We start from the raw sequence: 23,966 nt of genomic DNA, 5'->3' as shown, positions 1-23,966 counted from the left end.
GGTCGGGGTTGGTGGGCACTGTCAGGCTTCCGTGTAGGGGATGAATGCTTCGATGAGGTACCCGCCGCCTGTTTGCGCTCCGGCGGCCAGATTCCCATCGTAAAGTCTGACTCTCTCGCGCATGCCCTTGATGCCCTGCTCCGCGCCGGCGGACGTCGGGTCCGCGCCGGCGCCGCGGCCGTCGTCGTCGATCGTCAGGCTCAGCCCGCGGGGTGTCCATACCTGCTCGACGACGGCGCGCGCGTCCGGGCCCGCATGCTTGAGTACGTTGGTGAGGGATTCCTGCACCACCCGGTAGGCGGTGAGCTCGGCACCGGCAGGAAGCTCCCGACGGCTGGTGCCCTTGACCGTGTAGCTGGTGGTGAGACCCGCACGCTGCACTGTCTCGATCAGCGTGGGGATGTCGGCGAGTACCGGGAGGGGACGGGTGGAGGCTTCCTCGTCCCCGCGCAGGACACCCAGCAAACGGCGCATTTCGCGCAGGGACGCCCTGCCGGTCTCAGCGATCGTAGCCAGCGTCGCGGGAGCCACCGCTGGGTTCTGTGCGCTCGCGTACCTGGCGCCGTCGGCCTGGGTGATGATGACCGATAGCGAATGGGCCACAATGTCGTGCATTTCCCGGGCAATGTGGCTGCGTTCGTCGGCGGCGGCCAGATCCCGCTCCTGCTGGCGCTCGACCTCCAGGCGACGGGCACGGTCCTCCATGGCCTTGAGGGTCAGCCGTCGGTTGCGGGTCAGGTCACCGAACGCCCAGCACACTAGAACTACTGCCTCGACCATAACGAGCACGATTACGAGGAAGGGGAGGGAGCCGAGACCCGCCTGAAAGGGATTGATCCCATAGCCCTCGCCATACCTGAGTACTCCAGCGAGGCACCCAACTGACGCCAGTGTGAGGCCACCGAGGCTGGCCCACCGGGGTGCATACGCCGCAAGGGCGTACAGGGATACCAGCACCGCAATCTGGGCAAACACCGGCCAGATACCGAGGCTGAGCTGAAATACCGACACTCCCGCGACGATGCCAGCCGAGAGGACGGGGCGGGTGCGCCGCCAGGCGAGCGGAAGAACCAGTGCCGTGGATACCAGGACTTCTATTCCCGGACCCGAGGCGAGGAGCAGGGGCACCACGAGAAACAGGAACAGCACCACCATGAGCATGAAGTCCACGCGACCGGGGTTAGTGCGCAGGAGCCTGGCGACACGGTGGTGGAAGTCCATGGGACTTAACACTAGGCTCACGTCTCCGGTCCTACATCAGCCCGCGGGTGGAGATCAGGTTCGGTCGCCGCTAGGCCCGCAGGTGAGACGTCTCAAAAAGTGAGACAGGTTGTCCATCATGTGGTCCCAATCCATAGCCTGTTCCTATGAGCGAATCCTCTTCACCAGTCCAGCTGGCAGTCATCCCCGGCGACGGAATCGGCCCGGAGGTCATCGCCGAGGCGGTCAAGGTGCTCCACAGCGTCACCGCCACCCTCGATACCTCCTTTACGCTGACCGAGTACCCGCTGGGGGCGGAGCACTGGCTGGCCACCGGAGAGACCCTTCCGGACGAGACCCTCGAAAAGCTGCGGCAGCATGACGCGATCCTCTTCGGCGCCGTCGGCGCAGCACCGGGAGACACCCGGATCCCCTCAGGGCTGATCGAGCGGGAAATGCTGCTGAAGCTCCGGTTCGCACTGGACCACTTTGTGAACCTGCGACCCTCCCGCCTCTATCCCGGCATTGCGAGTCCGCTGGCGGCGCCGGGCGCCATTGACTTCATTGTGGTCCGCGAAGGCACCGAGGGCCCCTACGTCGGCAACGGAGGCTCACTGCGCACAGGTACCGTCCATGAGATTGCCACCGAGGTATCCCTGAATACGGCACACGGCGTGGAACGGGTGGTCCGTGACGCGTTCCGGCGGGCCAACGACCGGCCGCGCCGCCACCTCACGCTGGTGCACAAGCACAACGTCCTGGTGTACGCCGGTCACCTCTGGAAGCGAACGGTCGAGGCCGTCGCCGCCGAGTTCCCCGACGTCACCCACGACTACCTCCATGTTGACGCCGCGATGATCTTCCTGGTCACTGACCCTGCCCGGTTCGACGTCATCGTTACCGACAACCTGTTCGGCGATATCATCACTGATCTGGCCGCGGCAGTGACGGGCGGGATCGGTCTCGCCGCGTCGGGCAACATCAACATGGACCGCACCGCGCCCAGTATGTTCGAGCCCGTCCACGGCTCTGCCCCCGACATCGCCGGGAAGCAGGTGGCCGACCCGACGGCGGCAATTCTCTCGGTTGCTTTGATGCTGCATCACCTCGGGTTTGACGATGCAGCGGCCCGCGTGGAGCGTGCCGTGGACGACGACGTCGCCTCCCGGACCGGCGAGGCCCGCACCACAGCCCAAATCGGCGATGCGATCGCCGCTTTGGTGTCCTAAGCTGGTTAACCATGACAGCCACCGACCTGGAATTTAGCCAGCACCCCTCCGCCAACCCCAAATCCGATCAGGAGCGCGCCGAGATTCTCGCCGAGCCAGGGTTCGGAAACCACTTCACGGATCACACAGTCGTGGTCGACTTCAAGGCTGACAGCACCGGTGCCGGCGGGTGGGGCAACGCCCGCCTCGAAGCCTACGGACCCATTGCGCTCGACCCGGCTGCAGCAGTGCTGCACTACGGGCAGGAAATCTTCGAGGGGATGAAGGCCTACCGCCACGAAGACGGGTCGGTGTGGACGTTCCGTGCCGACCAGAATGCCGCCCGCCTTAACCGTTCAGCCGCACGCCTTGCGTTGCCGCAGCTTCCCGAGAGCATCTTCCTGGAGTCCCTCCGCCAGCTGGTGGCCGCGGATCAGAACTGGATCCCCACCCGCGAGGGCGAGAGCCTGTACCTGCGGCCCTTCATGATTGCCACCGAGGCGTTCCTTGGTGTGCGGCCGGCACGGGAAGTGTCCTTCAGGGTTATCGCCTCACCGGCAGGTAACTACTTCGGTGGGGAACTGGCGCCCGTGGACATCTGGGTTTCCCGCAATTACGCCCGCGCAGGACGTGGCGGCACCGGCAACGCGAAGTGCGGAGGCAACTACGCCGCATCCCTCGCCGCGCAGCTGGAGGCCGAGGCCCAGGGTTGCAAGCAGGTCCTCTTCCTGGACCAGTTCAATGACAACGCCGTCGAGGAACTCGGCGGAATGAACGTCTTCTTCGTCTTCAAGGACGGGTCACTTGTGACCCCAGCCCTGTCCGGCACCATCCTGGAGGGCGTCACCCGCTCATCGGTGATCCAGCTGGGCAAGGACCGGGGCCTGACGGTCACCGAGCGGAAGATCACCCTCGATGAGTGGCGTGATGGGGTTGCCTCCGGTGACATCACAGAGGTGTTCGCCTGCGGTACCGCTGCGGTCATCACCCCGATCGGTCAGCTGAAGGACGGCTCCGAGGTGATCGGCGCCCCCGATTCGAAGGCGGGCGAAGTTACCATGTCGATCCGCGAACAGCTGCTCGGTATCCAGACCGGCACCTCGGAGGACACCCACGGGTGGCTGACCCGGCTGGTCTAACCACTCATGAGTTCTTAACGACCGGGGCGCCCGCAGGAGACTGCGGGCGCTCCGGTCGTTAATTGGCCATGAGTTGAGGGGCCGGGATAGGCGAAAGGCTAGAAGGCGAGGGGCAGGGTGGCCGAGGATCGCAGCAGCGCTGTGGTCTCCTCGACCGGCAAGGGCCGGCTGAAGTAGTAGCCCTGGCCGCCGATGCAGCCCATCTCCTGCAGCTTCTGCACCTGCTCGTACGTTTCGATGCCTTCGAAGACTGCTTCCAGCCCCGCTGCGCGGATCAGTTGGAGGATTGCCGAAATGAAGCCGAACTGGATGGACCCGGTGGACAGTTCATTGAGCAGGGACCGGTCCACTTTGACCATGCTGACGGGCAGCTTGCGCAGGTAGCTGATGGAGGAGTACCCGGTGCCGAAATCGTCGATCTCGATGCACACGCCGAGTTGCTTCAGGCTCAGCAACGAATAGGTTTCCACCTCGCCACCGGTCACCAGAGCGGTCTCGGTGATCTCCAGCACCAGTGCAGCTGGAGGGATGTCGAACCGCCGCAGGAGCCCACGGACGTAGTCCACCAGGTCGAGCTGCTGCAGTTCCACGGCGGACAGGTTGAGCCGGAGCTGGAAGTCGTCGTCGAGCTGCAGCTCCGCCCGCCAGAGTGAGTACTGGCGGATCGCGGCGGCCATCACCCACCGATCCAGTTCGACCACTGCACCGATCTCCTCGGCCAGCGGGATGAATTCGTCGGGCATGATGAAACCACGGGTGGGGTGATTCCACCGGACCAGCACCTCAAGTCCGAGTACCCGCCCGTCGCGCAGGTCCACCACTGGCTGGTAGTTGAGGGAGAGCTGATCCGTCGAGATGGCGTCCCTGAGCTCGGACGCGATCTGGCTGCGCAACTGGCGCTGGTACAGCATGACCGGTTCGAAGACCTTGATGGTGCTGCGGCCTTCGCGTTTGGCTGCGTACATGGCGGTATCGGCGTCGAGCAGGATGCTTTCAGCCTCCTGACGCGGATCGGCAAGCCTCACGCCGATGCTGGCACGGGAGAAGACGTGGAGCTCGGCAAGCGAAATCCGGTCCCCCAGGGCGGCGAGGGCCCGGTTGGCGATCCGGAGGGCTATCTCCAGTGTGGCTTCAGGGACCAGGATGGCGAACTCGTCGCCGCCAAGTCGCGCGACGGTGTCGGTCTCGCGGACCACCCCTTCCAGGCGGCGGGCCACCTCCTGGAGCACGCGGTCACCAGCGTCGTGCCCGAAACTGTCGTTGACGTCCTTGAAGGAATCGAGGTCGAGCAGGATGATGGCGGGCGGGGGAGTGTCCCCGTCCGCGTCCAGCTGTTCCTGGAGTTTGCCCAGCAGGGCGATCCGGTTGTCCAGACCGGTCAGTGCATCGGTCATGGCCATGTTCCGCATGTCGAGGTGCGCCTGATGAAGCATTGCGGTGCGGTTCTCCACCCGCTCTTCGAAGTCGCGGTAGACCAGTTCCAGCTCCTCGGCGAGGAGGTTGAAGCCGGTGATGACGGCGTCGACGTCGTCGCGTGCCTCCGAGGGTTCCATCCGGCTGCTGAGGTCACCGCGGGAGAGCCTGACGATCCCATCGACCAGCATGGCCAGGCGCGGATCGGCGTCTTTCTTAGGCATCCGGGCTGCTTCCTAACCAGGCCAAGGCCTCGGACTCGGTGCTAAAGAACCGGGTGGGGCACGGGGGCGGGTCGCCACCGAGCAGGAAGTTCGCGAGCACCCGGTCAACAGGTGTTTCGCCCAGAACGGCGATCGCAGAGGAGGTGCGTGAGGAGGTGAAGACAGCCCGCGCTTCGCGGCTGATCGCGCTCACTCCCGTGATTTCCAGCAGGACCGGGCGTAAATCGTCTCCTGACAGAGCCCTCGCCCTGGCAGCGTGTTCCTCGGCAATTTCACCGGTGATCTCCACGCCCCGGGGCATGACCAGCCTAATTACCCGGTCCGGCTGACCCTCCCGCACCCGATCATCTTGTGTAGTTATAGCCGACATGCTGCCTTTCACTCCGACTGCGTCTCTGTCCGGTTGTTGGCAAACCAATCCCTACCGCGAGGAGATCCGGCGACGGCGGTCGTTGGAGCCCCGGAGATCACGGTTGAGCCGACGGTCACCGTGATACAGGATCGATGACCAGTCGGCTTCTTCGGGGGTTTTCTCAATTACCCGCGACTTTGTTTCAGGCTTCTTGCGGGGGGATACGTAGAGCCAGTTTAGGACTCCAAGAACCATGTCCACAATTGAATTGTTCACCCCAATGTAGGCGCGGATGGCACCCGCCGCCAGTATTGCGTTGAATCCCGCGAACGCGGCGTTGCCCCAGTTGCCCTGGGCGACATCGCGCCACAGGGTCAGGACGGAGAAGGCGACGATGGCGTAGGGGATAAAGACGTACAGGGCTGGTGCCGCCGTCCGGTCCTTGACCTTGGGGGTACGGACGAAGGGAATCTTCTCGCCGGTGAACGCCTGCTGAATGGATTTCAGCACACCCGCCAGGTTCACGGGGAGCAACACGATGTTGAACCCGTAGATCCTGAAGATGTCGCTGAACCGGTGGCCGCAGTCTCTCAGATCGCTTCCCATGGCCAGGAAGTAGGGCAGCGCGGTCAGAAAGACCAGGGGGCTCAGGAGCCGGCTGTCGTACGGGTACATCAGCAGGAAGAGCAGTCCGAAGCTCGCCCAGGCGATGGAGGCCATGTAGTTGACGCGGAGCAGCACTTCCCGCATCAGGATCCGGTCCCGGCGGTAGCGCCGCTCGGAGAGCTGGTTCCACAGCTTCGGCAGAATCAGGAGCCCGCCGTTGGCCCACCGGCGGCGCTGTACCACGAGCGAACCAAAGTCAGGGGGAGTGGCGCTGTAGCTGAGCCGCTCAGGATAGTTGACCAGGGTCCACCCGTGGGCCCCGAGGTCAACGCTCGACTCGGTGTCCTCAATGACGGTCCGGTCCTGGATGTAGGTGTGGATCTCGAATCCGCCAACATCCTCGACCTCGAGGATGTCCATCAGGGCTTCCTTGCGGATGACTGCGTTGGCTCCCACCCAGAACGTGGCGCCGTAGTAGGACATGCCCTGGTGCAGGATGTGCTGGATGTCGGTGGTAGCGCCAGCCACACGTTCAATGCGGGTGGGTGCCCCACGGAAGGAGGAGTACGGGGTCTGGGTGACCGCTACCCGCTCGTTGCCGGGGGATTCCAGAAGGTAGACCAAACGGAGGCAGTAGTCGCGGAGCAGGAGGGAATCGGCGTCGAGGGTGAGGAGGTAGGTGGTGTCCGGGACATCGAGGTCCACCTGGGCCGGACCCTCGGCGGGACGCAGGATCGTGCCGTTGGGGGATTCCTCCTGGTGCCAGCGCTTCCCCATCAGGGAAATGTAGGAGTTGAGGTTCATCGCCTTGTTCGCCTCGTGCGACAAGGAAGCGAACTTCTTGCGCTCGAACGTTTCCAGCCGGACAGTGAAGATGCGGCAGAGCCGCAGGTACAGCTCGTCCAGCCGGTCAGCGTCCGGTTGCTGGCCCTGGGCACGGGCTGCTGTGAGGCCCAGCAAAGTGAGCCGAAGTTCGCGGGCCAGCCCCATCAGCACCAGGTCGACGAAGAACTCGTCCACATGGTCATCGATGCTTTCCGCGGCGGCCATGTCCTCAAGCCAGGTTGCGGCGGCGACGTACTCGATGGTGAGCAGTTCCAGCTCGTCAATGCCGTCTTCGATGGGTGCCGTGAGACGTTCGCGGAAGCCGGTGAGGGAGTCGTTGAACCGGGTGGAGGGTTCGAGTAGCTGGGCTTCGATGTTTTCCGTTAGTTCCCGGGTGATCCGAAGCCGCTCGGCCACAGCGGGATCGGAGGGGGTAGGAGGATCGTCGAGCAGAAGGACCACCTTCAGGTCCGGGAACTCCTGGAGGGCTGCGGACCAGAGGGTGGCACGAACCACCTGCGGCTCCTCGGCGTAGGAGGGGACCAGGACGGTAATCCCGTCATCGTACTGCGCGAAGTGCCGGTCCAGCTCGCCGCGGGGTACCCGCTTATGGTCCCTGAAGCGGTACAGGGCGCCCTGCCGCGCCACCAGGTACAGCAGCGCCGAGAAGGTGAGGAACGTGACCACGATGAGGTAGGAGACGGCCTCGAACTGGAACCGGAAACCTGCGGTGGGGTTCTCGATGAGCTGCCGAAGGATCGTGGTGATGACATACGACGCCCAGCCCACCATGGTTGCCACGATGGCCAACCGGCCCAGCGCAATCTTCCGGCGCGACGGCGTCGGGTGGACAATCGACAGGGGTTCGGAACGTTTCTCTGCGCCCCATTGCCGCTTACGGGCCGCCGGAGGCAAATCCTTGCTCTTTACGACGGGCGCTGCAGTCACCTTGTGATCTTTCATCTCGCTCCCCAGCGACTCGATTGCAGGATTGACTCCCACCTATCCCTGCGCAGCCGGCACGTGCCGTACCACCGCGGGGGTGGGTTTTATCTGCGTTCACGTTTGACACTGAGACCTGGCACATGACCAATACAGCGATTCGATGACGCTGTAACGATAACACTTGCAGTCAAGACCTATAGTGAGTGCATAACATTAATGTTTAGTGTTCAAGTAACCCTGGCTCAGCAGGGGCGAATATTTCTTGGAGTGCACAGTGGCAAGACATTTTCCGGGCCGAAAACTCTCGATCGTCCGGCTCGTTCTTGTGGTGGGGGTTCTTGCCGCAGTAGTGGGTGCATCATTTACCGGGTGGAACCGTTTCGAGGACGCCCGGGCCGCTGAAGGCACCGGATCCTGGTTCACCGGATACGTCGACGCCACTGCTACTCCGTTCTACGCGTTCGAGCGTCCACGGACCGACGAGGGCAACTCTGTCATGCTGTCCTTCATCGTCGCCGACCCCGAGAGTCCGTGCGAACCGTCGTGGGGTGCGGCCTACAGCTTCGACGAGGCCGAGTCCACCATGGATCTGGACCGGCGGATCGCCCGGCTGGTTCAGGGTGGCGGCGAGGTGGCCGTGTCCTTTGGAGGCCTGCTCAATGACGAGCTTGCCACCTCCTGCACCGACGTTGACGATCTCAAGGACGCCTACGCTTCAGTCGTTGACCGGTACAACCTCACCACCATCGACCTGGACGTGGAGGGCGAGAACCTCCTGGATACCGAGGCTGGCGAGCGCAGGGCCGAGGCGTTGGCCCTGCTGCAGGAAGAGCGACTGGCAGCTGACGAACCATTGAACATCTGGCTCACACTTCCGGTGGCCCCCTCCGGTCTGACCGAGCCGGGGACCACCGCCGTCACGCAAATGCTTGAGGGTGGGGTTGATCTCGCAGGCGTCAACATCATGACCATGGACTTCGGGGGCAGCAAGCCCCCGGCGATGAGCATGCTCGACGCATCGATCGCGGCTGCAGAGGCCACGCATTCGCAGCTCTCCACTCTCTACAGCCGGGCGAACATGGCGCTCGGCCCGCAGGCGCTCTGGACGAAACTGGGGCTCACCCCGATGGTGGGGCAGAACGACGTCGTCAGCGAGGTCTTCTCCCTCGACGACGCCGCGGGGCTTAACGCCTTCGCCGTCGAGCGCGGTATCGGCCGGATGTCCATGTGGTCACTGAACCGGGATGCCACCTGCAGCGACAACTATGCCGACGTGTCGGTGGTGTCGGTGGGCTGCAGCGGCATTGACCAGGACGGGCTGAGCTTCGCGCAGATTCTGGGACAGGGGTTTGAGGGAAGCTCCGAGAGCATCCCGACCGCGTCAGCGACACCGGAGCCCACCCCCGAGCTGGTCGAGGACGATCCCGAAACCAGCCCGTACCCCATCTGGTCGGAGGACGCTACCTACGTTGCTGAGCAGCGTGTGGTCTGGCACGGCAACGTCTATGTTGCCAAGTGGTGGAATGAGGAGTCGACTCCCGACAACCCGGTACTGCAGGCCGACGAGACGCCGTGGACTTTGATCGGACCGGTGCTGCCGGGCGAGAAACCCGTCAGCGCACCCACCATTCCCGCGGGTCTCATCGACGAGTGGGATCCCGAGGAAGTCTATGAGAGCGGTGATCGGATCCGGCTCGATGACCATGTGTTCGTGGCCAAGTGGTGGAGCCAGGGGGACAGCCCCGAGGCTGCCCTGCAGGGGTCGGCCGGATCGCCGTGGAACCGGCTGAGCAACGACGACGTCGTCAAACTCCTGGAGGAACTCAAGAACGACGACGCCAGCGGGCCGACGCCAGCCCCGCGGGCAACCAGCACCACAGGTAGCTCCAAAGCTGACGGGACAAGCACCGATGAGGCCACTACGGACACCACGTCCACCGACGACGACTCTTAGTCCAGAGCAGCGCCTAGATTCGGTGCCGCCTCTTAGTCGGCGCGGTCCGAGTCAGGAAGTGCGCCTGGACGGGCGCCTACCAGTAGCGACTTTAGGATGACGACCGGTCGTCCGACGGATTTCTCCGGATAGACGCTAGGAAGCGCTTTCCTCGGGCTGCAATAGCGAGTCGATAACCGCGGAAACATGCTCGGCCCGGTCTTGGGCTCCAGCCTGAATGAACAGACTCCGGGCAGTGTCGAGGAAGCTCAATGCCTCAATAACGTCTCCGCGACCCACGAGCGCTCGCCCTAGCAATAGGTTGGCTTCTCCTGCAGTCTGTGAGGCGAGGATTGTCCCCTCAGAGCAGATTGGCTTGAGTCGTTTCACAGCGGCGTTGAGCTGGCCGGTCAGGACCAGCCAGTGGGCGCGGGTAAGGGAGAGCTCCAGTTGGTCGCGCTCGTTGCCGCCGACGATCGAGCTGGCAGTCTCCGCCCTCTCGATGCACTCTAGGGTTTCGGCGTCGACCACACCCGCCGCCAACCGTTTCGCGGCTGACGCTCGGTTGAACCTCGCCCACAAGTCGAGGTCATTGTTCGGGGATAGCTTAGAAGCAGCGAGACGATGATACTTCGCCCCTTCTGTCACCTCTTGCCTCAAGAAGGCTACGTTGCCGATCACCCAGTACGCTTTACCGGAAATCTGTGGGGGCGTATCGGGAGTAAGGAGGGCGGCCAGTGCCATGCACTCTGCCCATGCTTCGTCAACCTGATCGCTCTCCGCCAGGGTCGCGATCAGTGCACGGCGAGCGTTGATAAGAAGTTCGCTGGGAGCATCATCGTTAGAGGCCAAATTGACGGCATCTCGTGTGGCGTCCACGGCAGATGGAAGCTGACCTATCCCTTGAAGCCCAATACCAAGCAGGGTAAGAACCCGGGCCTTCAGAGCAGGTGACTGACTTGTAAGAGGGTGTGCGCGGAGGAGTTCCGCAACCTTAACCGATTCTTCAACGGAGCCTTCCTCTCGAAGGCACTCCGCCTGAAAAAAGGCCATATTCCACCAAGCCACCTGATTGTCTTCCCTAAGGGCAAGTTCGACTGCTTGACCAGCAATCACACGAGCAGATTCGTAATCGCGCTGGCTCCACGCTTCTCTGGCCCGCAGCTCATACAGCAGTTGGTTGCCGGGCTGGTTAGTTGCCATGGGTGGTAGCCCCTTCGTGCGGTGTTCTTGTGGACCTCGGGCAATGCATTTCGGGCTTCCCCACGGATAGGGACTCCAAAACAAGAGTTTAGGGGATACGCGGCGCATACTCAGTTTGGAGGCTCATCCTACAAAACGCTTGGTTTCCTCTAAATCGTTCGTATACTAATGAAACTGTGCGGGGTTCGGTTCCCCGTGCTTTATCGCATAAGCAAAGGACTCTCGCTATGAAAAGACTATCTGCTTCACTGCTCCTCGTGGCAGTATTCGCTGTCGGAGGCGTTACCACGGCTACAGCTGCGGACGCCGCTACTGGTCTCAAGGGCTCATCGATCACAAAGATTGGTGATTGGCCCAATAAGATTGGCGATTGGCCTAACATCGGTGACTGGCCTAACTAGGGGCTCAACCCCATAGTTGCAGTTCAGACTGAGCTGCATTTGCTGATGGTCGTGAACTTGTCCGCTGGGGACAGGTTCACGGCCATCTGCATGTTCGGGATCAAATAGACCGACTAATTGCCTGACCCCACGAAATTGCCGTCTAAGTCCGGGGTCACGGTAACCTGAGGATCATGCGTATAGCCCGATTTGTCGTTGACAGTGACCCAGCATTCGGAGTGGTAGAGGGGGAGGAGGGCCAGGAAGAGATTGCCGTCATGGCCGGCGACCCGTTCTACTCAGGGGTGCAATTGACCGGTGTCCGCCATCAGCTTGCTGATGTCCGACTGCTCGCGCCGGTCATTCCCAGGAGCAAGATTGTCGGCATTGGCCGGAACTATGCCGAGCATGCCAAGGAACTCGGCAACGATGTGCCGCCCGCACCCCTGATGTTCTTCAAGCCCAACACTTCAGTCATCGGTCCCGGCGATCCGATTGTCCTTCCCGCGTTTTCCGACGAGATCTCCTTTGAGTCCGAGCTCGCCGTCGTCATCGGCCGGATCTGCAAAGACGTTCCGCTGGAACGCGTGGACGAAGTTGTCTTCGGCTACACCTGCGCCAATGACCTCACCGCCCGGGACGCCCAGAAGACCGACAACCAGTGGGCCAGGGCCAAAGGGTTTGATACCTCCTGCCCCGTGGGTCCGTGGATCGAAACGGAGCTCGACACCGAGAACCTCAGCGTCAAGGGTCGGCTGGATGGCGAACTGAAGCAGGACGGGTCCACCAGCCAGATGATCTGGGGTGTGCGGGAACTCGTTTCCTACGTGTCGCAGGCTTTCACGCTCCTTCCGGGAGACCTCATCCTCACCGGCACGCCGGCCGGCGTCGGCCTGATCAGTGAAGGCCAACGGTACGAAGTGGAAATCGAAGGCATCGGGCGCCTGTCCAACCCTGCGCGCCGCTAGCCATGCGCAGGGTGCCCAGCGGGCCAGTACGGAAAGGCAGCCCGAGCGCTGAACGACGACGGCTCGCGCGGTTTATAGCCATTGCCGCGGTGGCGTTGCCGCTGGTGCTGGCCCGGGCTGCCTCCCTCGGCGGCGCCGACCAGCTCTGGGTGTCGCTCCTCGCGGCGCTGGGCTTTGGCGCCGCCGCGGTGCTGCCGGTGCGCTACTTCCGCCCGAGGACCTCCCTCGTGGTCCAGGTCGCCGTCGGAGTGGTGGTCGCGGCGCTGATTTTCGGCGCCTGGTGGTACTTCGCGGGGTAGCTTCCCCGGCCACCCTCCGCTGCGGGTCGGGCCCGAAAGCCCCGTAGACTGGGGGCCATCATGACTATTGCTGCTGAGATACCCCTTGTCACCGCCGAGACCCCCGTCCGGGTACGGTTCTGTCCCTCTCCCACCGGGACGCCGCACGTCGGACTGATCCGGACCGCGCTGTTCAACTGGGCCTACGCCCGCCACACCGGCGGGACCATGGTCTTCAGGATCGAGGACACCGACGCTGCCCGCGACAGCGAGGAAAGTTACACCCAGCTGCTCGATGCCCTCAAATGGCTCGGCATCGGCTGGGACGAGGGAGTGGAGGTGGGAGGCCCGCACGCCCCCTACCGCCAGTCGCAGCGTGGTGAGCTCTACCAGGACGTTATCGCGAAGCTCCGCGCCGCCGGCCACCTCTATGAGTCGTTCTCCACCCCCGAGGAGGTCGAGGAGCGCCACCGGGCTGCCGGCCGGGACATCAAGCTCGGGTACGACAATCACGATCGGGATCTTACCGAGGACCAGCGGGAGGCCTTCCGCAGCGAGGGCCGCGCCGCGGTGCTGCGACTCCGGATGCCCGACGCCGACATCACCTTCACCGACCTGGTGCGCGGCGAGATCACCTTCCGGGCTGGAAGCATCCCCGACTTCGCGGTGGTCCGCGCCAACGGCGCACCGCTCTACACGCTGGTTAACCCGGTCGATGATGCACTGATGGGGATCACCCATGTGCTCCGCGGGGAGGATCTGCTGTCCTCCACCCCGCGCCAGATCGCCCTCTACCGGGCATTGATCGACATCGGGGTGGCGCGGTACATGCCACTGTTCGGCCACCTGCCCTACGTGATGGGCCAGGGAAACAAGAAGCTCTCCAAGCGGGATCCGGAGTCCAATCTCTTCCTGCACCGGGAACGCGGGTTCATCCCCGAGGGGCTCCTGAACTACCTGTCGCTGCTGGGCTGGAGTCTGTCCGCCGACGAGGACATTTTCACTGTGGACACCCTGGTGGAGAAATTCGACATCCACGATGTGCTGGGCAACCCGGCGCGTTTCGACCTGAAGAAGGCCGAGGCGATCAACGGCACCCACGTCCGGTTGCTGGAGCCGGAGGACTTCCGTGAGCGGGTCATCCCCTACCTGCAGAGCGCGGGCCTGGTGGGCACCAGTCTGAGCGAGCGCGAATCCCAGATCCTCACGGAGGCCGCACCGCTGATCCAGGAGCGCATCACGCTCCTCGGCGAAGCCCCGGACATGCTCGGGTTCCTGTTCACCGACGACGCCGGTATCGAAATCGCCGACGATGCCCGGAAGGGCCTGCCCGCAAACCTTGGCGAAGTCCTCGACGCCGCGCACGCAGCCCTGCTGCCGATCGACGAGTGGACCACCGAAAACATCCAGGACGCCCTCCGCGGAGCGCTCGTCGAGGATCTGGGCATGAAACCCCGGCTCGCCTTCGGCCCGGTCCGCACCGCCGTCTCCGGGAAAAGGATCTCCCCACCCCTGTTCGAGTCGATGGTGATTCTGGGGAAGGAGTCCTCGCTGGCGAGGATCAGCGCGTTCCGCAGCACGGCCAGCTGACCGTGGAGGCGTTGCCGGAGATCGCCGGGGTCCTGTTCGACATTGACGACACCCTGGTCGACCTGGAGACCGCGATGGGCCGGACCCTGCATCATGTGGGCGCCGACACCCTGGCGCACCTCAGTGAAGCCGAGTGGACCGAGTACAAGAGGTTGTACACCCGTGATCCGCTGGGCTCCTATGAGCGGTTCCTGGCGGGTGAGCTGACGTTCACCGAGCAGAGGCTGCACCGCGCCAGGCATGCGCAGGCTGCCTTCGTCGAGGAGCCGCTCGAGGGCGAGGCCGCCCGCCGCTGGAACACCGCCTACGAGGCGACCCTGCCGCTGCATTTTGCGCCGTACGACGACGTTGTACCGCTGCTCGATGCGCTCGACGCAGCAGGCGTGCCCTACGGGGCTGTCAGCAATAATGTGCATGACTATCAGCGCGCCAAACTGGACCGTTCAGGGCTTTCGCGGTTCGGTGTTCTTGTTGGAATCGACACGGTGTCGGCGGCGAAACCCGACCCCGCCATCTACCGGGAGGGTGCCCGGCAGCTCGGCACCGATCCGGAACGCACCCTCTATGTGGGGGACAACCGGATCGTTGATGCCGAGGGTGCCGACGCGGCCGGGCTGGTCGGGGTGTGGCTGGACCGTCGGAACGCCGGGCCGGGGGACTTCGCGGGCCGCCGGATCACCTCGCTGGCGGGCGTTTTGCAGTTCCTGCCGAATGTCCGGTAAAGTGATCTCTCGGCGCAGAGCGGTTTGAAGCGGCCCGGAAGCTCCTCGCGGAGCGCTTCGGGATGTGCCATTGGGGTATGGTGTAATTGGCAACACACTGGTTTCTGGTACCAACATTCTAGGTTCGAGTCCTGGTACCCCAGCGTTAGATGCAGGCCTGATCAGGCGGTTTGATTCGGGACTTCGGTCCGGAGGGCAAACCAACTGATTTGGTGGCAACTAGCAGATGTGAAACAATCATCTAGCTCGTTTGGTCCAACCAGACAGCACACAGTACTGGCCCCATCGTATAGCGGCCTAGTACGCTGCCCTCTCACGGCGGTAACGCGGGTTCGAATCCCGCTGGGGTCACAACTGCCCCCGGAACCCCACGGTTCCGGGGGCTTTTTCTTGCCCATGCCCAGTTGACTGCCTGGCTGACGTGGGGGGCAGTGGCACCCTACGGCCGGGATCAAGGGGTGTACGGCACAATGGGGTGGTGACTGACACCCTTCCTCCCGCCGGCGCACATCCGCTGCTCGCGACGCTGCACCACACCAGCGAAGCCCTGCGCGGTTTAACCTTCCCCCTGGCGGTGCACGGCGCCGAGGACGCCCGCCGCAACGCCGCCACGGCCGCGGCCCAGCTCGATGACTACGTGGTTCCCCGCGTCCGCAGCCTGGACGCGCCGCTGCTCGCCGTCGTCGGCGGATCCACCGGGGCCGGGAAGTCAACTCTCGTCAATGCGATCGTCGGACACCCCGTGACCCGCTCGGGTGCCATCCGCCCGACCACCCGGCAACCGGTTCTCCTGCATCATCCGGCTGACGACCGGTGGTTCTCCGACCAACGGATCCTCCCCACCCTCAGCAGGGTGCGCGCCGTTGACGCCGGCAGTCCTGCTCCGGTAACGGACGAGGCGCGCAACCCGGACCTACCCGGGGCTGGCACGCTGCTGCTGCGCCCCGACCCGATGATTCCGCTGGGCCTCGCGCTGCTCGACGCCCCCGACCTCGACTCGATCGCCGACGAGAACCGTCGCCTGGCCAACCAGCTCCTCGCGGCCGCAGACCTGTGGGTCTTCGTCACAACAGCCAACCGGTACGCGGATGCGGTGCCCTGGAAGCTCCTCGCCGACGCTGCCGCGCGGGACATCCTGCTCGCCGTCGTGCTGGACCGGGTTCCGCCGGGCGTCGAGGAAGAGATCCGCGGTGACCTGCACACGCTGCTCGCCGCCGCTGAGCTGGGCCATGCGCCGATCTTTATCGTCCCCGAACTGCCGCTGGACGCGGAGGGGATGCTCCCCGCGGAGGCAGTTGACCCCATCCGGCGCTGGCTACAGGCCTTGGCCGCCGATGCCGCAGGGCGGCGGGACATCGCCCGCCGCACCCTGTACGGGGCCGTGAAGTCCCTGGCCGGCCGAGTGGACGCCGCTGCCGACGCGCAGGACGACCAGCTGGCGGAGCAGCGGCGCCTCCAGGACGCGGTTACCCGCGCCTATGACAACGCCCTCGCGGGCATCCTCGACGCCACTCAAGACGGGACACTGCTCCGCGGCGAGGTCCTGGCCCGCTGGCAGGACTTCGTGGGCACGGGGGAGTTCATGAGGGGCCTCGAGTCCAGGGTGGGCCGGGCACGTGACGCCATTGGCTCCTTCTTCACCGGCCGCCCCACCCGGGCGGTCACGGTGGAGTCAGCCATCGAAACCGGCCTCCATGCCGTGATCGTGGAACAGGCGGCCCAGGCCGCCGAAAAAGCCGAGCGCGCCTGGCGGGACGCTGACGCGGGCCGGGACCTGCTCGCCGGGCTGCCGCCGCGCGAGGGCGACTTCTCCGCCGAGGTTGCCCGGGAAATCAGGGCCTGGCAGAAGGACCTCCTTGACCTGGTGAGTGCCGAAGGAGCCAATAAGCGGTTCACCGCCCGGATGCTCTCGTTCGGGGTGAACGGCGTGGCGGTGGCCCTGATGGTCGTGGTGTTCGCCTCCACCGCCGGACTGAGCGGATTGGAGATCGGTGTCGCCGGTGGTTCCGCCGTCGTCGGCCAGAAGGTGCTCGAAGCAGTGTTCGGAGAAGACGCGGTGCGGCGGCTGGCCCGCACTGCCCGCGACAATCTCCGGCACCGGTGCGAGTCCCTCCTCCGTGCCGAACAGCAGCGCTACCTGGTTCTGCTGGAGCCACTCAGTCGGCAACCCGAAGCGGCCGCCCTGCGCACCCTCGCCAACGAACTGGTGTCCCATCAAGCCCGGCAGGACGACGCCGGACAGGGCAGCGTCGACGACGGCGCCCCCGCCGCAGAGGGGCAGGAGCAGTGAGCCGCCACAAGGGCAAGGCGGCGGAATCGGCGGTGCAGAACCAGTTGGTCGCCCTGGCCACCGCCCACGACCTGGCGGTCGGCCGCCTCCCCGAGGAGGAGCTTCAGGCTGCCCTCGACGTACTCGACCGGGCCAGCACCCGCCGGTCCCTGTCCGCCGCCCACACGGTGGTGGGCATCTTCGGTCCCACCGGCAGCGGCAAATCGTCGCTGCTGAACGCGCTCACCGGCACCGACGTGGCCCGGGTCGCGGCCCGCCGCCCCACCACCTCCGAGCCGCTCGCCGTGCTCTGGAACACCGAGGGCAGCGGACCGCTGCTCGACTGGCTCCAGGTGGACCAGCGCCACGAACTGCCAGCCCACTCGCGGCTGGCTGCCGGGGGACGCACGTCCCGTGACGCTCTGGGCGGGTTGATCCTGCTGGATCTCCCCGACTTCGACTCGACGGCGGCGAGCCACCGCGCCATCGTGGAGCGGCTCGCCGGTCAGGTCGACGTCCTGCTCTGGGTGGTCGACCCGCAGAAGTACGCGGACGCCGCCCTTCACCACGGGTTCCTGCAACGCATGTCAGCCCACGGCGCCGTCACCCTGGTCGCGCTCAACCAGATCGACCGGCTGGTGGGGGACGAACCCGACCAGGTGGCAGCGTCGCTGCGGGACATCCTCGCCGGCGATGGTCTCGGGTCGGTCGCGGTGCATCAGGTGTCGGCTGCGACCGGGGCCGGGTTGGACGGGCTGGTCAAGGACATCGGGGCGATCGTCAAACGCCAGAGCGCCGCGACGGCGCGGCTCACTGCCGACGTGAGTGCGGCGGCCGCCCACCTTGCCGGGCATGCCGGGTCCTCCGATGCCAGCCCACCCGCCAAGGCGGACCGGTCGCGGCTGGTGGACCGCCTGGCCGGGGCCGCGGGCACCGAGACGGTGGTCGCCGCGGTGGTCGGCTCCTATCGGCGGGACGCCCACGCGGCCACCGGCTGGCCCGTGACCCGTTGGCTCGGGAAACTCCGGCCTGATCCGCTGCGTCGCCTGAACCTGCGCCGCCCCGACGTCGACGCTGCGGTCAACCGGACCTCGCTGCCCACCCCCGGGCCAGCGCAACGCGCCGCCATGGACGGTGCCCTCCGGGAGTATGCGGACGCTGCCGCCTCGTCCATGCGTGGCCCATGGCGGGAGCAGCTCCGCAGCACCGCCCAGGCTACCGGCGGTCCGCTGGTCGACGGCCTGGACCAGGCCATCGCCGGGACTGACCTGCGGTGGGGCCGCCGTTCGTGGTGGTGGCCGCTGGTGGGCGTCCTGCAATGGATCCTGTTCGCCGCAGCCGTGGCTGGCCTGGCCTGGCTGGGATTGCTTGCGGCGCTGGGCTTCCTGCAGATCCCGGCACCGGCTACCCCGCTCGTCGAGGGGTTTCCGCTTCCCACCCTGCTGGCACTCGGGGGAGCGGTCCTCGGGATTGCCGTGTCGATTCTCGCTGCGGTTGCCGCGCGGATCTCGGCTGGATCACGGGGCCGCCGGGCCCGGAGGCGCCTGCACGCGGCGGTCGCCGAGGTTGCGCTGCGCGATGTCGTCGCACCCGTCGGTGCCGAGATTGACCGGTACAACGGCTTCCGGAAAGCCATCCTGGCGGCTCGTGGGGGCAGCTAGGCAGGCTACTTTTCGAGCACCGCCAGCACCTTATGCAGGGTCCGCAGATTCCGGGTGGTGCTTGAGTTCTTGAAGCGTGGCTTGCCGGAGATCTTGCTCAGCGGTGAGTCGAGGGTGCCCCCACGCGGGGCCAACCAGGCGGCGGCGTCGGGACCCAGCACCCGGAAGTCCCCGAGCCCTCCCGTGGCGCCTCCGATTGCCCTGTCGATCGCCTCGACTAGGTCGGTGAGTGCTTCGGGATCGGAAAATAGCGTGATGTAGGTGTGGGTGGTGGGGTCATCAGCGGGGTAGGGGCAGGCGTCCACCAGTTCCCGGAGCCGCCCAGCATCGAAGATCACCACCCAGGCGTCGTAGCCAAAGGTGGAGCGCAGGAGCGTCTCCACCGCGTCCTTGAGCTCCTGGGAAGTGAGGTCCGAGCTGCAGGTGAGGTTCCCGGAGGCCAGCTGGGTGGCCACTCGGGTAACGGGAAGAGTCTCGACCGCTGCCCGCAGTTCAGCCATCAACAGATTGACACCGCCAACGTTGACGCCCCGCAGGAACACCGCATAGTCAGTCAAGGCGTACCTCAGTCATGGCGCCACCCTAGTCCGTGCTCTTGCCGACCGCCAGAGTCAACTGGTGGGCTGCGTTTAACACCACTTCGGCGTGGATGCGCCCCGGCTGACGGGTCAGCCGCTCCATCGGACCGGAGATGGACACCGCGGCAATCACGCGGCCGGACGGCCCCCGCACGGGAGCAGACACCGAGGCGACGCCCGCCTCCCGCTCGCCCAGGCTCTGGGCCCAGCCCCGGCGTCGTACCCCGGCGAGCACCGTCGGGGTGAAGCGTGCCTCCTGCAGGCCCTTCAGGAGGCGGTCGTGGTCCTCCCACGCCAGCAGGCACTGCGCCGCGGATCCCGCCTTCATGGAGAGCTGGGTTCCCACGGGGATGGTGTCGCGCAACCCGATCGGGCGCTCCGCCGAGGCAACGCAAACCCGCCACTCGCCCTGCCGGCGGAACAGTTGCGCGCTCTCCCCGGTGGCGTCCCGCAGATTCAACAGGACCGGTGATGCCGAAGCGATCAGCCGGTCCTCGCCAGCCGCAGCAGCCAGCTCCACCAGCCGGCTGCCCAGCACAAAGCGGCCCTGGATGTCCTTGCTGACCAGGCGGTGGTGGACCAGTGCCTGTGCGAGGCGGTGCACGGTGGGACGGGCCAGCCCGGTGGCAGCCACCAGCTGCGCCAGCGTGGTGGGGCCGGCCTCCAGCGCGTCCAGTACCGTCGCCGCTTTGTCTATGACCCCTACACCGCTAATATTGTCCATAGGATGATATTGCCGTCTCAGCATTTGAGATGCAACTACTTGAGATGTACGACGAACAGCACCGAAGGGAACGGGTCATGGGCAATACGCTCGCGGAGAAGGTCTGGGACGCACACGTTGTGCGCAAAGGCGAGGTCCAGGGTGCTGAATCGCAGCCGGATCTCCTTTACATCGACCTTCACCTGGTCCATGAGGTCACCTCACCGCAGGCCTTCGAGGGGCTTCGGTTGGCTGGCCGGCCGTTGCGCCGCCCCGACCTCACTATCGCCACTGAGGATCACAACACCCCCACCTGGGACATCGACAAGCCGATCGCCGATCTCACCAGCCGCACCCAGATTGAGACCCTCCGCGCGAACTGCAAGGAGTTCGGCGTGCGGTTGCACTCACTGGGTGACGCGGAACAGGGAATCGTCCACATCATCGGCCCGCAGCTTGGTCTGACCCAGCCCGGCCTGACAGTGGTGTGTGGCGACTCGCACACCTCGACCCACGGGGCGTTCGGCGCCCTCGCCCTCGGCATCGGAACGTCGGAGGTGGAGCACGTTATGGCCACCCAGACCCTTTCCCTGAAGCCCTTCAAGACCATGGCGATCACCGTTGAGGGCACCCTGAAGCCCGGCGTGACGTCGAAGGACATTATTTTGGCCGTCATCGCCAAGATCGGCACCGGCGGTGGCCAGGGATACGTGCTGGAATACCGTGGTTCGGCGATCCGGGCCCTGTCGATGGAAGCGCGGATGACCATCTGCAACATGTCCATCGAGGCCGGTGCCCGCGCCGGCATGGTGGCACCCGACGAGACAACCTTTGAATACCTCAAGGACAAGCCTCACGCACCTCAGGGCGAGGACTGGGACGCCGCCGTCGAGAACTGGAAGACCCTGGTCACCGACGACGACGCCGTCTTCGACGCCGAGGTGTTCCTTGACGCCAACGACCTCGAGCCCTTCGTCACCTGGGGTACCAACCCCGGCCAGGGCGTGTCCCTGTCCCAGGCGGTGCCGTCTCCCGATGACTTCGCCGACGAGAACGACAAGGCGGCCTGCGAGCGTGCGCTTGAGTACATGGCCCTCGACGCCGGGACCCCGATGAAGGACATCCGGGTGGACACCGTGTTCCTGGGCTCCTGCACCAACAGCCGGATCGAGGATCTGCGCATCGCCGCCGACATCATCCGCGGCCGGGCCAAGGATCCTGACATCCGCATGATGGTGGTACCCGGCTCGGCGAGGGTCCGCCTTGAGGCCGAGGCGGAGGGCTTGGACCAGGTGTTCAAGGACTTCGGCGCTGAGTGGCGGTTCGCCGGCTGCTCCATGTGCCTGGGCATGAACCCGGACCAGTTGGCACCGGGGGAGCGCTGCGCCTCCACCTCGAACCGCAACTTCGAGGGTCGCCAGGGCAAGGGCGGCCGCACCCACCTGGTGTCCCCGGTAGTCGCTGCGGCGACCGCCGTCCGCGGGACGCTCAGTTCGCCGTCGGACCTCGACCCCCTGCCACCCGCCACGACCGGCCAGCACGACGACGTCGTCGTCCCCTCCGCTTCGAACGCCGCCTAGGAGAACCCCATGGAGAAGATCACCACGCACACCGGCATTGGAGTGCCGCTGCGCCAGAGCAACATCGACACCGACCAGATCATCCCGGCGGTGTTCCTGAAGCGCATCACCCGGACCGGCTTCGAGGACGCCCTGTTTTCCGAGTGGCGCAAGGACCCAAACTTCATCCTGAACCAGGAGCCGTTCAACGCCGGCTCCGTCCTGGTGGCGGGACCTGACTTCGGCACCGGATCATCGCGCGAGCACGCGGTCTGGGCGCTGAAGGACTACGGTTTCAAGGCGGTGCTCGCATCGCGGTTCGCCGACATCTTCCGCGGCAACTCGGGCAAGCAGGGGCTGGTCGCGGCGCAGGTGGCGCAGGACGACATCGAGCTGATCTGGAAAGTACTCGAGAACCACCCGGGCACCGAAGTAACTGTTGACCTGGTGGAACGCACTGTGGTCTGCGGGAGCGTCACAGCACCTTTCCAGATCGACGACTACACCCGCTGGCGGCTGCTGGAGGGACTGGACGACATCGCCCTGACCCTCACCCACGAGGAGTCGATCACCGAGTACGAGCGATCCCGCCCCACTTTCAAGCCGAAGACGCTACCCGCCCGGACCTGAGGCTGCCGCCCCGGGGTGGAACCCCTGTGGTGGGGAAACTCATTCAGCCGGCGGGGTTCCGCGGTCCGGCGGGGAATGAATCGGGGTTCACGGCAGTTTTCGCCAGTACCCCCGGGGAGCCTATTTCAGTCTTGTTGGACATGCTCCTATGCTTAGCGGGAGGCAAAAGCTGCTCTGGGGGCAATCTCTGTTGTGTGCAAATCGTAGAAAATAGGTGTTCATGGGAAGCGTGCTGACCATTCGTGGTGGAGTCCCTCTGACCGGCAAGGTCTTCGTTCGCGGAGCCAAAAACTTGGTGCCCAAAGCGATGGTCGCCACCCTGTTGGGCAATGCCCCCTCAATCCTGCGGAACGTCCCCGAGATCAAGGACGTCGAGGTTGTCACCAGCCTCCTGAAGCTCCACGGCGTGGAAGTCACCAAGGACCCGGTCACCGGGGACTTGAGCATGGACCCCAAGGGCGCGAAGATGGCCCAGTCCAAGGACATCGACGCTCACGCCGGCGATTCGCGGATCCCCATCCTCTTCTGCGGCCCCCTGATGCACAGCATTGGCGAAGCCTTCATCCCCGACCTTGGTGGCTGCAAGATCGGTGACCGGCCGATCGATTACCACATGCAGGTGCTCCGCAACTTCGGAGCCGTCGTCGACAAGCGTCCCGGCGGAATCTCCATTTCCGCACCCAAGGGACTGCACGGCGCGAAGCTGGAGCTGCCCTACCCGAGCGTCGGAGCCACCGAGCAGGTACTCCTAACCGCCACTCGGGCCGAGGGCATCACCGAGCTCAAGGGTGCCGCCGTCGAACCCGAGATCATGGACCTGATCGCCGTCCTGCAGAAAATGGGCGCGATCATCACCGTGCAGACCGACCGGACCATCCGGATCGAGGGCGTGAAGGAGCTTACCGGCTTCAATCACAAGGCCATCTCGGACCGCAACGAGACGGCATCCTGGGCATCGGCCGCGCTGGTCACCCAGGGCGACATCTATGTCGAGGGCGCCCGTCAGCTGGACCTGACCGCCTTCCTGAACACCTACCGCAAGATCGGTGGCGCTTTCGACGTCGACGACGACGGCATCCGCTTCTACCACCCGGGCGGCAAGCTGTCCCCGCTGGTGCTTGAGACCGATGTGCACCCCGGCTTCATGACCGACTGGCAGCAGCCCCTCGTCGTCGCCCTGACGCAGGCCGGGGGAGTGTCGATCGTGCACGAGACCGTCTACGAGAACCGGTTCGGCTTCACCGACGCCCTCATCCGGATGGGCGCCAACATCCAGGTCCACCGCGAGTGCCTGGGCAGTGTCCCCTGCCGTTTCGGCCAGCGGAACTTCCTCCACTCGGCGGTCATTTCGGGACCGGTGCAGCTGCACGGCGCCGATATCGACATCCCGGATCTGCGGGGCGGCTTCAGCCACCTGATCGCGGCCCTCGCCGCGAAGGGCACCTCCCGGGTGACCGGCATCGAGCTGATCAACCGCGGCTATGAGCGGTTCCAGGACAAACTCGAGGGGCTCGGGGCTGACTTCGACGTCACCCCTGATACCGAGGCGACGCCCGAGGGGGTCAGCCGCTAGGCTCAGC

The 23,966-nt window shown here is 65.2% G+C and carries 19 protein-coding genes and 2 tRNA genes; 14 read left to right on the top strand and 7 right to left on the bottom strand.

The window, feature by feature from the left end:
• Positions 1-21: 21 nt before the first annotated feature.
• A complete protein-coding gene (locus HMI57_RS11210) occupies positions 22-1,242 on the bottom strand; it encodes a histidine kinase (RefSeq protein WP_346655194.1) in 1,221 nt (406 codons plus the stop codon).
• A gap of 125 nt (positions 1,243-1,367) precedes the next feature.
• On the opposite strand from HMI57_RS11210, the gene HMI57_RS11205 reads away from it, so the two are divergent.
• Positions 1,368-2,429, top strand: coding sequence for a 3-isopropylmalate dehydrogenase (locus tag HMI57_RS11205; protein WP_171586090.1), 1,062 nt, complete (start codon positions 1,368-1,370; stop codon positions 2,427-2,429).
• 11 nt (positions 2,430-2,440) lie between these two features.
• Complete coding sequence (locus HMI57_RS11200) at positions 2,441-3,547, top strand: branched-chain amino acid aminotransferase (protein WP_171586089.1); 1,107 nt, start codon at positions 2,441-2,443, stop codon at positions 3,545-3,547.
• Between the two features lie 98 nt (positions 3,548-3,645).
• Here HMI57_RS11200 and HMI57_RS11195 read toward each other — a convergent pair whose 3' ends face one another.
• The 3 genes from HMI57_RS11195 to HMI57_RS11185 form a co-directional block, all read right to left on the bottom strand.
• Positions 3,646-5,184 carry an EAL domain-containing protein gene (locus HMI57_RS11195; RefSeq protein WP_171586088.1) on the bottom strand — a complete coding sequence of 513 codons (1,539 nt, stop codon included), beginning with the start codon at positions 5,182-5,184 and terminating at the stop codon, positions 3,646-3,648.
• The gene (locus HMI57_RS11190; RefSeq protein ID WP_171586087.1) at positions 5,177-5,485 is read right to left on the bottom strand and encodes an STAS/SEC14 domain-containing protein; all 309 of its coding nucleotides are present in this window, start codon (positions 5,483-5,485) and stop codon (positions 5,177-5,179) included. The genes HMI57_RS11195 and HMI57_RS11190 overlap by 8 nt, the downstream gene beginning before the upstream one ends.
• Positions 5,486-5,605: 120 nt before the next feature.
• Positions 5,606-7,930 (bottom strand): glycosyltransferase family 2 protein, encoded by a 2,325-nt coding sequence (locus tag HMI57_RS11185; RefSeq protein WP_171586086.1) that lies wholly within the window; start codon positions 7,928-7,930, stop codon positions 5,606-5,608.
• Between the two features lie 256 nt (positions 7,931-8,186).
• Between HMI57_RS11185 and HMI57_RS11180 the strand changes: the two genes are divergently transcribed.
• Complete coding sequence (locus HMI57_RS11180) at positions 8,187-9,866, top strand: glycosyl hydrolase family 18 (RefSeq protein WP_346655193.1); 1,680 nt, start codon at positions 8,187-8,189, stop codon at positions 9,864-9,866.
• 135 nt (positions 9,867-10,001) lie between these two features.
• Here the strand turns inward: HMI57_RS11180 and HMI57_RS11175 are convergent, their stop codons facing one another.
• On the bottom strand, positions 10,002-11,048 hold the full coding sequence (locus HMI57_RS11175) for a hypothetical protein (RefSeq protein ID WP_171586085.1): 1,047 nt from the start codon (positions 11,046-11,048) through the stop codon (positions 10,002-10,004).
• 574 nt (positions 11,049-11,622) lie between these two features.
• Here HMI57_RS11175 and HMI57_RS11170 point away from each other — a divergent pair.
• The 8 genes from HMI57_RS11170 (at position 11,623) to HMI57_RS11135 (ending at position 18,916) form a co-directional block, all read left to right on the top strand.
• Positions 11,623-12,396 (top strand): fumarylacetoacetate hydrolase family protein, encoded by a 774-nt coding sequence (locus HMI57_RS11170; protein WP_171586084.1) that lies wholly within the window; start codon positions 11,623-11,625, stop codon positions 12,394-12,396.
• 2 nt (positions 12,397-12,398) lie between these two features.
• Positions 12,399-12,695 (top strand): hypothetical protein, encoded by a 297-nt coding sequence (locus tag HMI57_RS11165; RefSeq protein WP_171586083.1) that lies wholly within the window; start codon positions 12,399-12,401, stop codon positions 12,693-12,695.
• A gap of 60 nt (positions 12,696-12,755) precedes the next feature.
• On the top strand, positions 12,756-14,264 hold the full coding sequence (gene gltX, locus HMI57_RS11160) for a glutamate--tRNA ligase (RefSeq protein WP_171586082.1): 1,509 nt from the start codon (positions 12,756-12,758) through the stop codon (positions 14,262-14,264).
• A 2-nt stretch (positions 14,265-14,266) separates the two neighbouring features.
• Positions 14,267-14,986 (top strand): HAD-IA family hydrolase, encoded by a 720-nt coding sequence (locus HMI57_RS11155; protein WP_171586081.1) that lies wholly within the window; start codon positions 14,267-14,269, stop codon positions 14,984-14,986.
• Positions 14,987-15,057: 71 nt separating this feature from the next.
• Positions 15,058-15,129 (top strand) — tRNA-Gln (locus tag HMI57_RS11150).
• A gap of 135 nt (positions 15,130-15,264) precedes the next feature.
• Positions 15,265-15,337 (top strand) — tRNA-Glu (locus HMI57_RS11145).
• Positions 15,338-15,500: 163 nt separating this feature from the next.
• Positions 15,501-17,276 carry a dynamin family protein gene (locus HMI57_RS11140; protein WP_216607409.1) on the top strand — a complete coding sequence of 592 codons (1,776 nt, stop codon included), beginning with the start codon at positions 15,501-15,503 and terminating at the stop codon, positions 17,274-17,276.
• Positions 17,273-18,916: a GTPase gene (locus HMI57_RS11135; RefSeq protein ID WP_171586079.1), complete on the top strand. Its 1,644-nt coding sequence runs from the start codon at positions 17,273-17,275 to the stop codon at positions 18,914-18,916. Before HMI57_RS11140 ends, HMI57_RS11135 begins: the two co-directional genes overlap by 4 nt.
• A 5-nt stretch (positions 18,917-18,921) precedes the next feature.
• On the opposite strand, the gene HMI57_RS11130 is transcribed toward HMI57_RS11135, so the two are convergent.
• Together HMI57_RS11130 and HMI57_RS11125 are read right to left on the bottom strand one after the other, a co-directional pair.
• The gene (locus HMI57_RS11130) at positions 18,922-19,473 is read right to left on the bottom strand and encodes a DUF1697 domain-containing protein (protein ID WP_171586078.1); all 552 of its coding nucleotides are present in this window, start codon (positions 19,471-19,473) and stop codon (positions 18,922-18,924) included.
• A gap of 25 nt (positions 19,474-19,498) precedes the next feature.
• Positions 19,499-20,218 (bottom strand): IclR family transcriptional regulator, encoded by a 720-nt coding sequence (locus HMI57_RS11125; protein WP_171586077.1) that lies wholly within the window; start codon positions 20,216-20,218, stop codon positions 19,499-19,501.
• Positions 20,219-20,295: 77 nt separating this feature from the next.
• Here HMI57_RS11125 and leuC point away from each other — a divergent pair, with 77 nt between their 5' ends.
• The 3 genes from leuC (at position 20,296) to murA (ending at position 23,959) form a co-directional block, all read left to right on the top strand.
• Complete coding sequence (gene leuC, locus HMI57_RS11120) at positions 20,296-21,777, top strand: 3-isopropylmalate dehydratase large subunit (RefSeq protein ID WP_171586104.1); 1,482 nt, start codon at positions 20,296-20,298, stop codon at positions 21,775-21,777.
• Between the two features lie 9 nt (positions 21,778-21,786).
• The gene (gene leuD / locus HMI57_RS11115; protein ID WP_171586076.1) at positions 21,787-22,386 is read left to right on the top strand and encodes a 3-isopropylmalate dehydratase small subunit; all 600 of its coding nucleotides are present in this window, start codon (positions 21,787-21,789) and stop codon (positions 22,384-22,386) included.
• Positions 22,387-22,606: 220 nt separating this feature from the next.
• Entirely contained in the window at positions 22,607-23,959 is a 1,353-nt protein-coding gene (gene murA / locus HMI57_RS11110; protein ID WP_171586075.1) for a UDP-N-acetylglucosamine 1-carboxyvinyltransferase, read from the top strand.
• Positions 23,960-23,966 lie beyond the last annotated feature (7 nt).

It is taken from the genome of Arthrobacter sp. 260 (assembly GCF_013116745.1).
Lineage (GTDB): Bacteria > Actinomycetota > Actinomycetes > Actinomycetales > Micrococcaceae > Arthrobacter_D.
Note: the sequence above shows the minus strand (reverse complement) of the source record. Positions and strands in the feature narration are given on the sequence as shown.

Excerpts from the sequence above, each read along its gene's own strand:
- leuD (WP_171586076.1), top strand. The coding sequence starts at position 21,787 with ATGGAGAAGATCACCACGCACACCGGCATTGGAGTGCCGCTGCGCCAG.
- murA (WP_171586075.1), top strand. The coding sequence starts at position 22,607 with ATGGGAAGCGTGCTGACCATTCGTGGTGGAGTCCCTCTGACCGGCAAG.
- HMI57_RS11185 (WP_171586086.1), bottom strand. The coding sequence starts at position 7,930 with ATGAAAGATCACAAGGTGACTGCAGCGCCCGTCGTAAAGAGCAAGGAT.
- HMI57_RS11170 (WP_171586084.1), top strand. The coding sequence starts at position 11,623 with ATGCGTATAGCCCGATTTGTCGTTGACAGTGACCCAGCATTCGGAGTG.
- HMI57_RS11165 (WP_171586083.1), top strand. The coding sequence starts at position 12,399 with ATGCGCAGGGTGCCCAGCGGGCCAGTACGGAAAGGCAGCCCGAGCGCT.
- gltX (WP_171586082.1), top strand. The coding sequence starts at position 12,756 with ATGACTATTGCTGCTGAGATACCCCTTGTCACCGCCGAGACCCCCGTC.
- leuC (WP_171586104.1), top strand. The coding sequence starts at position 20,296 with ATGGGCAATACGCTCGCGGAGAAGGTCTGGGACGCACACGTTGTGCGC.
- HMI57_RS11125 (WP_171586077.1), bottom strand. The coding sequence starts at position 20,218 with ATGGACAATATTAGCGGTGTAGGGGTCATAGACAAAGCGGCGACGGTA.
- HMI57_RS11190 (WP_171586087.1), bottom strand. The coding sequence starts at position 5,485 with ATGCCCCGGGGCGTGGAGATCACCGGTGAAATTGCCGAGGAACACGCT.
- HMI57_RS11175 (WP_171586085.1), bottom strand. The coding sequence starts at position 11,048 with ATGGCAACTAACCAGCCCGGCAACCAACTGCTGTATGAGCTGCGGGCC.
- HMI57_RS11200 (WP_171586089.1), top strand. The coding sequence starts at position 2,441 with ATGACAGCCACCGACCTGGAATTTAGCCAGCACCCCTCCGCCAACCCC.
- HMI57_RS11195 (WP_171586088.1), bottom strand. The coding sequence starts at position 5,184 with ATGCCTAAGAAAGACGCCGATCCGCGCCTGGCCATGCTGGTCGATGGG.
- HMI57_RS11205 (WP_171586090.1), top strand. The coding sequence starts at position 1,368 with ATGAGCGAATCCTCTTCACCAGTCCAGCTGGCAGTCATCCCCGGCGAC.